A 13,757-nucleotide genomic window follows, 5' to 3' on the forward strand; every position below is an offset into this window, starting at 1 on the left:
TCGGTTGGAATCCGTACCATTAATCAGTTATAGCAAACAAACAGAGAAAGATATGATAGACTACGATTTGAAGAAGATACGCGCCGTGATATTCGATGTTGACGGAGTGCTCAGTGCCAGTACGATAAACCTGCATCCGTCGGGAGAACCGATGCGCACGGTGAACATCAAGGACGGATACGCCATACAGTTGGCAGTGAAGCAAGGACTCCACATCGCCATCATGACAGGAGCCACCGTTGACAGCATCCGTATCAGATACGAGAGGCTCGGAGTGAAAGACGTGTTTACGGCGTGCTCGGTGAAGATAAAGACATACGACAAGTTCCTTTCCGACAACGGACTCACCGACGAGGAGGTGATCTTCGTGGGCGACGACATCCCCGACTATGAAGTGATGAGCCGTTCGGGCTGCCCCTGCTGCCCTTCAGACGCCTGTCCCGACATCAAGGCCATCAGCCGTTACATCTCGCAGACCATGGGCGGACATGGAGTGGGGCGCGACATCATAGAGCAGGTGCTCAGGGCGCAGGGAAAATGGCTCGCCGACAAGAAAGCCTTCGGATGGTGATGGCCCTGTGAGTTCGTTGGCAGTTCGGCAAGTGTCAGATATGCAGTATAGCTATATTATATAAGAGGTGGGATAATCAAGCGGAAAGAGTCTGCATGAGCGATGGCATGACAACAAGAGCAACCATAACCCCTGCATAAGCATCTTAAAGACAAAATAATGCGTATAAAATTTGCTGGGTTTGTTTTTTTTCGTAATTTTGTGGAAATTATGTTATTACCATAAATCTAACAGAAAAAATGTTGTATGTAGCATTGCCCGACAATACGCAGCATCGCTTGCCGTTCTATCTCGCCATGGAAGAATATGTGGCGAAAACCATTGATGAGGAAGACTGCTTCTTCATGTGGCAGGTGCAGCCTAGCGTGATATTCGGCAGGAACCAACTGGTGGAAGCCGAGGTAAATCTCGACTACTGCAGGGAACATTCGGTACAGACTTACAGAAGAAAAAGCGGTGGAGGATGCGTGTATGCGGATATGAGCAATATCATGTTCTCTTATGTCACGAAAGACGAACACGTGAACTTCACTTTCAACAAATATATAAACATGGTGGTGATGGTGCTCCAGAAACTGGGGCTCGACGCCAAGGCTACGGGGCGAAACGATGTGCTCATCGGCGACAGGAAAGTCAGCGGCAACGCCTTCTATCATGTGCCGGGACGCAGCATAGTGCATGGCACGATGCTCTTCGACACCAACATGCAGAACATGGTGGGAGCCATCACGCCGTCGGACCAGAAACTGCTCAGCAAGGGCATTCAGAGCGTGCGCCAGCGCATAGCCCTGCTCAAAGACTATCTCGACATCGACATCGAGCAGTTCAAGACCTTCGTCAGACAGAACCTCTGCGACTCGGAGATGACGCTGACAGACCACGATGTGGAACTGATAAAGGAGATAGAGAAGGAATATCTTACCGATGATTTCATTTACGGCAAAAATCCACGATATGCCGTGGTGAAGCGAGGACATATAGATAATGTAGGCGACATTGAGGTGAGGCTGGAGATGAAGAACAACATCATAAAGAGCGCCGCCATGGTGGGAGATTTCTTCATCGTGGGCGACATCGACGAGAATCTCCTCAAACCCATACGTGGCGTGGCGCTCACGGAGGGAGAACTGACAAAGGCGCTGCCCGAGAAACTCGACGAGGTGGTGATGAACCTCAAGAGGGAAAACTTCGTGGAGCTGCTGCTCAGCTGACACGCCACACCGGAAAGAATCTAAAAAAGAGAACCCTATAAAAACACATATCATTATGGAAAACAAAAGAACATGTCTCTATGACAAGCACGTGAAGCAAGGCGCGTTGATAAGCCCATTCGGTGGTTTCGACATGCCTATCCAGTATTCTACAATCATCGACGAGCATCAGGCAGTGAGAACAGACTGCGGCGTGTTCGACGTGTCACACATGGGTGAGGTGACCGTGAAGGGAGCCGACGCCGAGCGCTATGTGCAGCATATCTTCACCAACGACGTGAGCAAGATAGAGGCCGGACAGATTCTCTACGGCATGATGCTCTATGACAATGGTGGAACCGTAGATGACCTTCTCGTATACAAGATGGCCGAGAATGACTTCTTACTCGTGATAAACGCTGCCAATATCGACAAAGACTGGGAGTGGATGCAGAAACAGTCAGAGGGCTTCAACATTGAGCTTCTGAACCGTTCAGAGGACTACGGGCAGATTGCTGTTCAGGGACCTAACGCTGAAACCGTCGTTGAGGAAGTGCTCGGCATAGCTTGCAAGGAGCTGACTTTCTATACTGTCAAGACCATTGGCGACGTGATAGTTAGCCGCACGGGATATACCGGAGAAGACGGATTTGAAATCTATGCAAGCCATAATTATATTTGTGACTGCTGGGACAAACTGATGGAGAGCGGACGCTGCAAGCCTTGCGGACTCGGATGCCGCGACACTCTCAGATTTGAAGTGGGACTGCCTCTGTATGGCGATGAACTGTCGGCAGACATCTCTCCAGTGATGGCAGGGCTCTCTATGTTCTGCAAACTCGACAAAGAGGAGTTTGTGGGCAAGAATGCCCTCGTTGACCAGAAGACAAACGGCGTGGCACAGAAGCTCGTGGGAATAGAACTCGAAGGAAAGGCCATCCCACGTCACGGATACACAGTGCTGAAAGACGGTGAGCCTGTAGGCGAGGTGACCACTGGCTATCATTCCATTTCAACGGACAAGAGCGTGTGCATGGCTCTCGTAAAGGCAGAGTATGGCAAGCTCGGAACGCCGCTTGAGGTTCAGATCAGAAAGAAGACCTTCCCAGGCGTTGTGGTGAAGAAGCGTTTCTACGACAAACACTACAAGAAATAATGGCAACGGTAAATCATTGAAACTTTAGACAAATATTTTTTCATAAAACAATAATCAAATAAAATATAATACTATGGCAAAAGTAATTGAAGGACTCTACTATGCAGAGTCACACGAATATGTAAAGGTAGAAGGTGAGTTCGGCTATATCGGTATCACAGACTATGCACAGAACGCATTGGGCAACATCGTATATGTAGACATGCCTGATACAGACGACGAGGTAGAGGCAGGTGAGGATTTCGGAGCCGTTGAGAGCGTGAAGGCTGCCAGCGACCTGACTTCTCCTGTAAGTGGAACAGTGGTAGAGGTGAACGAGGCTCTTGAGGACACACCGGAGATTATCAACCAGGATGCTTTCGCCAACTGGATAATCAAGGTGGAGCTCTCTGACAAGACAGAGCTCGACAACCTTATGGACGCTGCGGCATACGCTGAGTTCTGCGAGAAGGAAGCTCACTAAGAGAACGGCACGTTTTGTATGACTCTTCATTTTCTATAATATGGAATACAAGTATTTTCCTCACACGGAAAGTGAGATAAAGGAAATGCTCGACATCGTAGGAGTAGGTTCGCTCGACGAACTCTACTCTGATGTGCCGGAGGAGATCCGCTTCAAGAAGGAATACGACCTTCCGGAGGCAATGAGCGAGATGGAGGTGAGAAGATTCTTCGAAGCTCTGGGCAATGAGAACAAGAGACTGGTATGCTTTGCCGGTGCCGGCGTTTACGACCATTACACGCCTGCCGTGGTGGAACGTATCGTGCAGCGCTCTGAGTTCCTCACATCATATACTCCATACCAGGCAGAGATATCACAGGGCACGCTCCACTACATCTTCGAATATCAGTCGATGATGGCTGAACTGACAGGCATGGATATTTCTAACGCTTCTATGTATGACGGTTCCACAGCCACTGCAGAGGCTATGATGATGGCTGTGGCTGCAGGAAAGAAGTGTGATACGGTGCTCGTTTCTGAAACCGTAGACAAGAAGGTGCTCACCGTGGTGGAGACATACGCCAAGTTCCACGGCGTGAACATCGTGATGGTGAAGGAAAACGATGGCATCACCGACAAAGCTGATTTCCAGGAGAAGATAGCGCAGAAGGGTGTTGCCGGAGTAATCGTACAGCAGCCTAACCGTTATGGCATCGTGGAAGACTATGCCGGATATGCCGACGCTGCCCACGACAACAAGGCGCTGATGATAATGAATGGAGTGGCTGCTGACTATGCCGTGCTCAAGACACCGGCAGAATGGGGAGCCGACATCGCAGTGGGCGACGGACAGAGTCTCGGAGTGCCGATGATGTTCGGTGGTCCATACGTGGGATATATGTGCTGCACAGAGAAGCTCATCCGCAAGATGCCGGGACGCATCGTAGGAATGACGGAAGACAGCCGCGGACAGCGTGCCTTCGTGCTCACATTGCAGGCCAGAGAGCAGCATATCCGCCGGCAGAAGGCTACATCCAACATATGCTCCAACCAGAGCCTCATGGCTCTTTTCGTTACCGTATACATGGCGGTGAAGGGAAAGAAGGGAGTGAAGGAAGCTGGCGAACTGTCGTATGCCGGAGCACACTACATGATGGACAAACTCGTGGAGACGGGACATTTCAAACCAACGTTCCAGAAACCGTTCTTCAATGAATTCTGCGTTGAATACGACGGAGACGTTGACGTGCTGCAGAAGAAGTTCGTTGACAACGGATTCCTCGGAGGAGTGAAGATGGGCGACCATACTATCATGTTTGCAGTGACGGAGCAGCGCTCCAAGGAAGAGATAGATAACCTTATTAAGTTAATCTGAAAAAGTTTGTCTGATTATGAATAACAAATTATACGGAAACTTGATTTTCGAACTGTCGCATCCTGGCAGAAAGGGTTACTCTCTTCCTGACAACAAATTCGGTGATTATGAGGTGCCTGCAGAGATGCGCCGGGAGAACGACGCACAGTTGCCTGAGTGTGACGAGATGACCGTGGTGAGACACTATACCAACCATAGCGGAAACAACTTCGGCGTGGACAACGGATTCTATCCGCTTGGCAGCTGCACGATGAAATACAACCCAGCCATAAACGAGGAGATTCCTGGTATGGCAGACTTCAGGGATATACATCCGCTGCAGCCTGTTGACACGGTGAAGGGATGTCTCGACGTTTGTGCCGGACTGAGAAAAGCTCTCTCAGAGATTGCCGGTCTTGCAGACTTCACTCTCAACCCGTTTGCCGGTGCTCACGGTGAGCTTACCGGACTGATGGTGATCAGAAGATATCATGAGAGCAGGGGCGACGAAAAGAGAACAAAGGTGATCGTGCCAAACTCGGCACACGGTACCAACCCGGCTTCTGCCGCGGTCTGCGGACTGGAAATCGTGGAGGTGAAGAGTACTGCCGATGGAGTGGTGGACGTTGACGACCTGAGAGGACTCCTCGACGACACTATCGCTGCCGTAATGATGACCAACCCGAATACTCTCGGACTATTCGAGAGAAACATTCCAGAGATTGCCAAGCTCGTTCATGAGTGTGGTGCACTGATGTATTACGATGGAGCGAACCTCAATCCGATGCTCGGCGCTTGTCGTCCTGGTGACATGGGATTCGACGTGATGCACATCAACCTGCACAAGACATTCTCTACACCTCACGGAGGTGGCGGACCAGGAAGCGGCCCGGTGGGAGTGAGAAAGGGACTGGAGCAGTTCCTGCCCGACAACGAGCATGACTCGACACTCAGTGTCAGTCCGTATCACGGCAATTTCGGCGTTATCCTCAAGGCATACACCTACATACTTTCTCTCGGCAAGGAGTATATCAAATATGTAGGACCGCTTGCCACACTCAATGCCAACTATATCAAGGAGTCGTTGAAGGATGTATATGAACTGCCTATCGCAGGACTCTGCAAGCATGAGTTCGTATTCAACGGCCTGGCAGACAAGTCTACAGGCATCACCACTATGGATGTGGCTAAACGCTTGCTCGACTATGGGTATCATGCGCCGACCATCTACTTCCCGCTGCTCTTCCACGAGGCAATGATGATAGAGCCTACAGAAAGCGAGAGCAAGGTGACGATAGACGGATTCATCGAGGTGATGAGGAAAATCGCCGAGGAGGCAAAGAATGAGCCAGAACTGCTGAAGTCAGCGCCACACAATACTCCTATCGGAAGAGTGGACGATGTGTTGGCAGCAAAGCATCCTGTGGTGACATATAAGAGCATGCTAAATGATTGATTCTATATGGATTTCAATTTGATAATCATCGGTGGCGGTCCTGGTGGATACAAGACCGCCACTTATGCCGCATCCAAGGGACTGACGGTATTGGTAGTGGAGAAAGACGAACTGGGAGGCACATGTCTCAACCGTGGCTGTATTCCCACCAAGACTTACGCGCGGCTCGCTGAGGTGATAGAGACGATGAAGGATGCCGGGAGCTATGCGCTCGACGGTGTGACATACAGTTTTGATTTCGCCAGGGCCTTCGTCCGCAAGCAGCAGGTGGTGGAGACTCTGCGCGGAGGCATCGCCACACTACTGTCGGCTTCAGGCATAACGCTCGTCAAAGGTATGGCTGTGATGAAAGACGCCCATACAGTGGTAGTTGACGGTAAGGATTATTCTGCCGACAACATCATCATAGCCACTGGCTCCGTGTCAAAGTCGTTGCCTATCCCAGATCTTGACAAAGAGATGGTGTGCGACTCCGACTGGCTTCTCGACACCGACGTGCTGCCGAAGCGCATCTGCATAGTTGGTGCCGGAGTGATAGGAATGGAGTTTGCAAGCATACTCAATTCTTTCGGTTGTGAGGTAACAGTAGTGGAATTCCTCAAGGAATGTCTGCCGCCAATCGACAGCGATATCGCCAAACGCCTGCGCAAATGTCTTGAGAAGAGAGGCGTTACCTTCTATATGCAGTCTGCCCTCAAGGGAGCGGCTTCCGGAAAGGTTACCTTTGAGCGCAAGGGCAAGGTGACAGAGGTGGAGGCCGACAAGGTGTTGCTTGCCGTTGGCAGAAAACCGCTTACTGATGGACTCGGTCTTGATGAGGTGGGAATAAAATACGATGCCAAGGGAATTGCCGTTGACGACAATATGCTCACCTCTGTAGAGAACGTGTATGCCATTGGCGACGTTAACGGCAGACAGATGCTTGCCCATGCAGCAGAGATGCAGGGCAAGAGGGCCGTGAACGCTATCGTAGGCTGTGGCGACGATATCCGCTTCGATGTGATGCCGGCAGCGGTATTCACATTGCCTGAGGCTGCCAGCGTGGGCAAGACGGAGGATGCCCTCAAGGCTGAAGGTGCTGATTATCGCAGCATAAAGCATTACTATCGTGCCAACGGCAAGGCCGTGGCGATGAACGAGACGGAGGGTATGCTGAAGCTTCTCACCGATGCCGGAGGCAAGGTGGTGGGCTGCCATGTATATGGAGCACATGCCGCCGACCTGGTTCAGGAGGTCAGTGCACTGATGTGTCAGGACATCACGGTGGAAAAGCTTGATGACATCACTCATATACATCCTACTCTGAGCGAGATTATAGTGGGATAATGCCTGCTTGACAATATCTTTCTGAAGTTACCGCCTCTATCGTGTGCCATGCGACATGAGAGACGGTAGCTTCTTCATTTCATAATTCAAGGGGGAAAACACAACGAGTGGAACCCTAAAGCAACGATTCTATAAAATGAATTTCTTTAAAAAACTGTTTGGCGTTGCCAAAGAAGAAAAGACTCCTACAGTGGAGGAACTGCAGCGTGCTGACGAGAAGAACTTCGACATACTGAAGTTTGACGGCGTGAAGGCACTCAAGATAAACAGTGTAGGGTATGCAATAGAATGTTTTACCCATGCCCTCAACATCAAGGAAGACCTTGAAGTGAGAGACTATCTCTCGCAAGCTTACGTGGGAGTGGGAGACTACAACAATGCGTATCAGCAACTGGAAAAGCTGGCGCAGGCACAGCCCGACAATATCGGAATATTCCTGCGTATGGCTGGCATTGCCTACGTGATGGAAAACTATGTGCTCATGTCTGCCTCTTGTGAGAAGGCGCTGCTCGTAGATTCCAAGTCTGTTGAGGCCCTCTTCCTCTATGCAAAAGCTTGCATCGGCACCGACGACATAACAAATGCCGTGGCAATGCTTACCAAGGCTATAGCGCTTAATGAGGAGTATGCTGAGGCTTACCTGCTGCGTGGAGAGGTGTATCTGTCTGACGGCAATCTTGATGATGCCGACAACGATGCGGCTTATCTCCTGAACAATTATCCCGACAACGAAGAGGCGCTGATGCTGAAGGCGAACATCGAGAACAAACGTGGAAATGCAGAACAGGCGATGGAATACTACGGAAAGGTAATCGACGTGAATCCATTCTCAAAAGAAGCGCTGGAGAACCGTGCCTTGTTGCGCAAGCAGGCCGGCGATGCCGAGGGTGCCAAGAGCGATGAGGAACGTCTCAACGAGATATTGTCTCGTGAGCAGGAAGAGGGGGAGCAGCAGGGAATAGAGTCAAAGGTGAAGGAAAGCTACAACAATATCAATCCTTTGGGAATATAAGCTTATTATTTCAAGAAAAATCATTACCTTTGCAGCCGCTTTCATCAAAAGATGATGGATGGCATAATAACAGTTCATCCCAAATCGTCTGTCAGACCTTGTCTTGATTTGACAGTTTGGGACTTAGCGAGTGCTTGACAAACCTCCATGTCCGTGTTTGCACTGGAAACAGAGCCGCCGGACTAAACAAAACAAGAATCATGAAAGTAAGCAACAATAGTGTGAGTGTGCTGTTTATGCTTTTCAGCGTGCTCTTCTGCGTCTGCCTCATTACGGCAAACGTGCTCGAAACAAAGCAGATTTCAATAGGATGGGTCAATATCACCGGCGGACTGCTGGTGTTTCCCGTGTCGTATATCATCAACGATTGCGTGTGTGAGGTGTGGGGCTATAAGAAAGCCCGACTGCTCATCTGGCTCGGTTTTCTGATGAACTTCATCTTCGTTTCCTTCGGTGCTTTGGCTGATGCCATACCAGGAGCACCATATTGGGATAATGAAGCCGGATTCCATGCCGTGTTCGGACTGGCGCCACGTATAGCCTTGGCTTCCTTCCTCGCGTTTCTCGTAGGCTCGTTCATCAACGCCTATGTGATGAGCCGCATGAAGGTGTCGTCAGGCGGGAAGCATTTCGCCCTGCGTGCCGTGATGAGCACTGTGTATGGCGAGACCGCCGATTCAATAATCTTTTTCCCGCTTGCCCTTGGTGGGGTGGTGCCACTTGCGGAATTGCCCAAACTCATTATCTCACAGATTGTGCTGAAGACGGTCTATGAGATTGTGGTGCTGCCGATAACGATGAGGGTGGTAAGGAAAACGAAGCAGATAGAGGGTGTTGACACCTACGACTGTAACATAAACTACGGTGTGTTCAAAATTGGTAATATCTAAAAATGTTCGTATGACAAATAGCGAAAACAGACAGGACGAGGGATTGCATGCCCTCGGCAAGAAGACGGAGTATAGGCAGGACTATGCGCCTGAGGTGCTTGAGACATTCGAGAACAAGCATCAGACGAATGACTATTGGGTGCAGTTCAACTGTCCTGAGTTCACTACGCTGTGTCCTATCACGGGACAGCCTGACTTCGGAGAGATAATCATAAAATACATTCCCGACGTGCGTATGGTGGAAAGCAAGAGCCTGAAGCTGTATCTCTTCAGCTTCCGCAACCATGGCGACTTTCATGAGGATTGTGTCAATATCATAATGAAAGACCTCGTGAAGCTCATGGATCCACGTTACATCGAAGTGACGGGAATATTCAAGCCCCGTGGAGGAATAAGCATATTCCCATTTGCCAACTATGGCAGACCGGGGACTAAATACGAAAAGCTGGCAGAGCAGCGCTTCATGCAGCATGCCCTGTAGCAGATTCCGTAGCTTGTCCCAAGCGCGGATGCAGCAGCATTCCGTGTGGGGTTAATCTTCAAGATATCCTTTCGTGAACATGTCATACGACAGGGCCTCAAGTTCCTTGAGAGTCATCTGTCCTAAGGCATGTTCAATTTTTTTTATCAGTTCCTCGCGCTTGTAGTCGTTGTCGTCCGAAAGACGGTCTGTGAATGTTACCATTATCGTTATTGTTGTGTTATATAAAGCCTTTTCCGGCAATCGCCAACTGAGAGCGGGGGTGATTATCGGAATGGTTCACGAATATTATTTCTGCAAAGTTACGCAAATATTTCTTCGGATGGACATAAATAGCTAACTTTGCACTGCAATTAAGTTAAGAAATCAACGATGAAGATAGGGTTTGACAATGATAAGTATCAGTCTATACAGTCTGAACACATAAAGGAGAGAATATCCCAGTTTGATGGAAAGTTGTATCTGGAGCTTGGAGGAAAGCTCTTCGATGACCATCATGCCAGTCGTGTGCTGCCTGGTTTTTTGCCAGACAGCAAGCTGCGTATGTTCCAGAAAATCAACGACAGCATAGAGATTGTCATAGTAATCAGTGCTACAGACATTGAGAAGAACAAGAAACGGGCCGACCTCGGTATCACCTACGACGAGGATGTGCTCCGGCTCAGAGGCGAATTCCAGGGCCGTGGCTTCATGGTAGGTTCTGTGGTCATCACCCACTGGGGCGGACAGCCGGCAGCCGTGGCTTTCAAGCAGCGTCTGGAACGTCTTGGCATCAGGACCTATTGCCACTATCTCATTGAGGGCTATCCTCACAACGTGGAACTGATAGCTTCTGACGAAGGCTTCGGCAAGAACGACTATGTGGAGACCGAGCGTCCGCTCGTCATCGTCACCGCTCCCGGTCCGGGCAGCGGCAAGATGGCAGTGTGTCTGAGTCAGCTCTATAATGAGAACAAGCGTGGCGTCAGGGCAGGATATGCCAAGTTTGAGACCTTCCCGGTGTGGAACCTTCCGCTCAAGCATCCTGTCAACATTGCCTATGAGGCAGCTACGGCCGACCTCAATGACGTTAACATGATAGACCCGTTCCACCTTGAAGCGTACAATAAGATTGCCATCAACTACAACCGCGACATAGAAATCTTCCCTGTGCTCAACGCTCTCTTCGAGGGTATCTATGGCACCAATCCATACAAGTCGCCAACGGACATGGGCGTCAACATGGTGGGGTTCTGCATCAGTGATGACGATGTGTGTGTGGAGGCATCGAAGAACGAGATTATCCGCCGCTATTACGCAGCCACGAATAAACTTGCGCTCGGAGCATGTAATGATGCGGAGATAAAGAAGATACAGCTCCTCATGCAGCAGGCAAAGATTTCTACCGACTTCCGTCGAGTCACCACAGCGGCAAAGGGACGTCTCAATGAAACGGGACATACGTCGGCAGCTATAGAACTGCAAGACGGCACGATAATATCCGCCAATTCCAGTCCGCTGCTTGGTTGCAGTGCCGCTCTCATTCTTAATGTCACCAAACATCTTGCTGGCATAGACCACGACCTGAAGCTCATCCCGGAGTCTATGATAGAGCCTATCCAGCACACCAAAATCAGTTACTTGGGTGGCCACAACCCTCGTTTGCACACAGATGAAGTGATTGTCGCCTTGTCTGTACTCTCTGAGCAGGACGAGAACTGCCGTCGCGCCTTGGAGCAGTTGCCTAAACTGCGCGACTGTCAGGTTCATTCCACGGTGATGCTGAGCGATGTAGACCAGCGCATATTCAAGAAGCTCGGTGTGCAGCTTACCTGTGAACCCGTGATGAAGACGGTGAAGAGATAATAAACGCCAAACGGAATATAGCCGATAGGGATAAACGCCAAGCAAGCCCTAATGATTGATTTGGGTTGAAAGAAAAAAAACGACAACCGGGTCTTGATTGAAAGGACTATATGCCTTTCGCATCAAGACCCGGTTGTCGGTTTGCTTATATTTACCAAACGATGTTTAGACAACTGTATCTTTCCGGATACAAGTATATATGGTATTTATATTGCCAATTATTGCCTTTTGTCGTAGATACAGAAAGTTGTTATTGGTCAGGGTTCTCCACAAAACCTTGGTATTTCTCTTCCAGTCCCGACATGATGGCTTTGTAGCATTCGTCCATGCGGCGGTTGATGTCCTCCGGTCCCTGTCCTTCAGGATAGATGGGTTTGTGGATGGTGAGCTTAAGCGGATGCCAGGTTACCCATTTGCAGTCTCTCATTCTCGGCATGATGTCGAAAGAACCGTTTATGGTCAGCGGCAGGATAGGCAGTTGCAGTTCGTCAGCAAGCATGAAGGCTCCTCGCTTGAACACTCCCATGTGACCGGTGAAACTCCTCGCACCCTCCGGGAACACCACAAGGCTCATACCGCCTTTCAGCGTGGCGCGAGCCTTGTCGTAGGTCTCCTTCACTTTTCGCGGTCCGCGCTTGTCTACGAAAATCTGATGCGACTTCTCACAGGCGTAGCCCACGAATGGCACTTTTCTCAACTGGTGTTTCATCATCCACTTGAACTGACGTCCGAGGAAACCGAAAATAAGGAATATGTCGAACGCCCCTTGGTGGTTGGCGGCGATGACATACGACTCGTTTTCCTTCATATTTTCACGCCCCTCTACCTTTACCGGCAGCAGTAGCAGACGGATGATGGCCCATCCCCATGATTTGCCAGGGTAATATCCCCAGAAATGTCCTCCGCCCAGCGAACATCCAATGGCTGTGGCGAGAGATATCATTATTGTCCATAGGAGCAATATTGGCAATGCGATGCATAGCTGGTAGGCTCTATACAGATATTTCATGATAGTAGTGTGTCTTCGTTATTCTTTTATTTTCGGGTATTTCCTTGTCCATCCGTCCCAGCGCAGTCTCATTACGCCGAAGAATGCCTCTCCGAAGATGCAGCCGCTCATTTTCGACACGCCTTCTCTTCTGTTTACGAATATCACCGGCACTTCCTTTATCTTGAAGCCAATCTTGTATGCCGTGTATTTCATCTCTATCTGGAAGGCATATCCCTTGAATCTGATTTTGTCGAGTTCTATGGTTTCGAGCACACGGCGTTTGTAGCATTTGAATCCGGCAGTGGTGTCGTTCACTTTGAACCCCGTTATGAAGCGCACGTATTTGGATGCGAAATAGCTCATCAATACTCTGCCGATAGGCCAGTTCACCACGTTCACTCCGCTGACATACCGTGAACCGATAGCCACATCGTATCCTTCGTCGTGGCATGCGGCATAGAGTCGCGGCAAGTCTTTCGGGTCATGGCTGAAGTCGGCGTCCATCTCGAAAATGTATTCGTAGTCGCGCTCAAGCGCCCATTTGAATCCTTTGATGTATGCCGTTCCCAAACCCAGCTTTCCGCTGCGCTCGAGCAGATGAAGTCTGCCGTTGAACTCCTGGCTCATCAGTTCCTTCACCTTCGCTGCCGTTCCGTCGGGCGAGCCGTCGTCGATGATGAGTATGTCGAATTTCTTTTCCAGTCCGAACACTGCTCGGATAATCTTCTCAATGTTCTCTATCTCGTTGTATGTCGGGATGATGACGATACTGTCACTTGTGTTCATAATGTGTGAGAATATTAATATTATGTTGTGCAAAGGTAGCAATAAAAAACTAAGTTGTATGCTTTCGCCATTACTTTTTGATATCCCATAAGATATAATATGATTTTTTTTCAGTAACTTCGCAGCGTTTTTGTGGTAAAAGACTCTTGATGCTGGAGTGAAAGGCCCGTGTAATCCTTTGTACGGCATTTGAGATCTTTTCCGTTTTGTGCCATAGCGGGATGAGCCTGTAGCGTGTCTCGTTAGGGCTATTATAT

At 49.6% G+C, this 13,757-nt stretch carries 14 protein-coding genes; 11 read left to right on the forward strand and 3 right to left on the reverse strand.

Features of this window, described 5'->3' with window-relative positions; translation table 11 throughout:
* Positions 1–52: 52 nt before the first annotated feature.
* The 10 genes from ACDC99_RS02120 (at position 53) to queF (ending at position 9,878) form a co-directional block, all read left to right on the forward strand.
* Positions 53–571, forward strand: a complete 519-nt coding sequence (locus tag ACDC99_RS02120; RefSeq protein WP_044064701.1) for a KdsC family phosphatase — start codon at positions 53–55, stop codon at positions 569–571.
* Positions 572–810: 239 nt separating this feature from the next.
* Positions 811–1,782, forward strand: a complete 972-nt coding sequence (locus tag ACDC99_RS02125) for a lipoate--protein ligase (RefSeq protein WP_288767960.1) — start codon at positions 811–813, stop codon at positions 1,780–1,782.
* Between the two features lie 55 nt (positions 1,783–1,837).
* Positions 1,838–2,917: a glycine cleavage system aminomethyltransferase GcvT gene (gene gcvT, locus ACDC99_RS02130; RefSeq protein WP_044079450.1), complete on the forward strand. Its 1,080-nt coding sequence runs from the start codon at positions 1,838–1,840 to the stop codon at positions 2,915–2,917.
* Between the two features lie 73 nt (positions 2,918–2,990).
* On the forward strand, positions 2,991–3,380 hold the full coding sequence (gene gcvH / locus ACDC99_RS02135) for a glycine cleavage system protein GcvH (RefSeq protein WP_022316147.1): 390 nt from the start codon (positions 2,991–2,993) through the stop codon (positions 3,378–3,380).
* Positions 3,381–3,420: 40 nt separating this feature from the next.
* Complete coding sequence (gene gcvPA / locus ACDC99_RS02140; RefSeq protein ID WP_370755649.1) at positions 3,421–4,734, forward strand: aminomethyl-transferring glycine dehydrogenase subunit GcvPA; 1,314 nt, start codon at positions 3,421–3,423, stop codon at positions 4,732–4,734.
* A 16-nt stretch (positions 4,735–4,750) separates the two neighbouring features.
* Entirely contained in the window at positions 4,751–6,169 is a 1,419-nt protein-coding gene (gcvPB, locus tag ACDC99_RS02145) for an aminomethyl-transferring glycine dehydrogenase subunit GcvPB (RefSeq protein WP_044064704.1), read from the forward strand.
* 6 nt (positions 6,170–6,175) lie between these two features.
* Positions 6,176–7,495, forward strand: a complete 1,320-nt coding sequence (gene lpdA / locus ACDC99_RS02150; RefSeq protein WP_370755651.1) for a dihydrolipoyl dehydrogenase — start codon at positions 6,176–6,178, stop codon at positions 7,493–7,495.
* A 136-nt stretch (positions 7,496–7,631) separates the two neighbouring features.
* Complete coding sequence (locus ACDC99_RS02155; RefSeq protein ID WP_370755652.1) at positions 7,632–8,507, forward strand: tetratricopeptide repeat protein; 876 nt, start codon at positions 7,632–7,634, stop codon at positions 8,505–8,507.
* Positions 8,508–8,707: 200 nt separating this feature from the next.
* Positions 8,708–9,397: a queuosine precursor transporter gene (locus tag ACDC99_RS02160; RefSeq protein WP_370755653.1), complete on the forward strand. Its 690-nt coding sequence runs from the start codon at positions 8,708–8,710 to the stop codon at positions 9,395–9,397.
* Positions 9,398–9,407: 10 nt separating this feature from the next.
* The gene (queF, locus tag ACDC99_RS02165; protein ID WP_022316152.1) at positions 9,408–9,878 is read left to right on the forward strand and encodes a preQ(1) synthase; all 471 of its coding nucleotides are present in this window, start codon (positions 9,408–9,410) and stop codon (positions 9,876–9,878) included.
* A 51-nt stretch (positions 9,879–9,929) separates the two neighbouring features.
* Here the strand turns inward: queF and ACDC99_RS02170 are convergent, their stop codons facing one another.
* Complete coding sequence (locus ACDC99_RS02170) at positions 9,930–10,082, reverse strand: hypothetical protein (RefSeq protein ID WP_022316153.1); 153 nt, start codon at positions 10,080–10,082, stop codon at positions 9,930–9,932.
* A 168-nt stretch (positions 10,083–10,250) separates the two neighbouring features.
* On the opposite strand from ACDC99_RS02170, the gene ACDC99_RS02175 reads away from it, so the two are divergent.
* Positions 10,251–11,723 (forward strand): DUF1846 domain-containing protein, encoded by a 1,473-nt coding sequence (locus tag ACDC99_RS02175; protein WP_022316154.1) that lies wholly within the window; start codon positions 10,251–10,253, stop codon positions 11,721–11,723.
* A gap of 250 nt (positions 11,724–11,973) precedes the next feature.
* Here the strand turns inward: ACDC99_RS02175 and ACDC99_RS02180 are convergent, their stop codons facing one another.
* Together ACDC99_RS02180 and ACDC99_RS02185 are read right to left on the reverse strand one after the other, a co-directional pair.
* Positions 11,974–12,732 (reverse strand): lysophospholipid acyltransferase family protein, encoded by a 759-nt coding sequence (locus ACDC99_RS02180; protein WP_022316155.1) that lies wholly within the window; start codon positions 12,730–12,732, stop codon positions 11,974–11,976.
* A gap of 18 nt (positions 12,733–12,750) precedes the next feature.
* A complete protein-coding gene (locus ACDC99_RS02185) occupies positions 12,751–13,500 on the reverse strand; it encodes a polyprenol monophosphomannose synthase (RefSeq protein ID WP_370755655.1) in 750 nt (249 codons plus the stop codon).
* Positions 13,501–13,757 lie beyond the last annotated feature (257 nt).

Origin of the sequence: Prevotella pectinovora, assembly GCF_041323955.1 — a bacterium.
GTDB classification, from domain to species: Bacteria; Bacteroidota; Bacteroidia; order Bacteroidales; family Bacteroidaceae; genus Prevotella; species Prevotella pectinovora.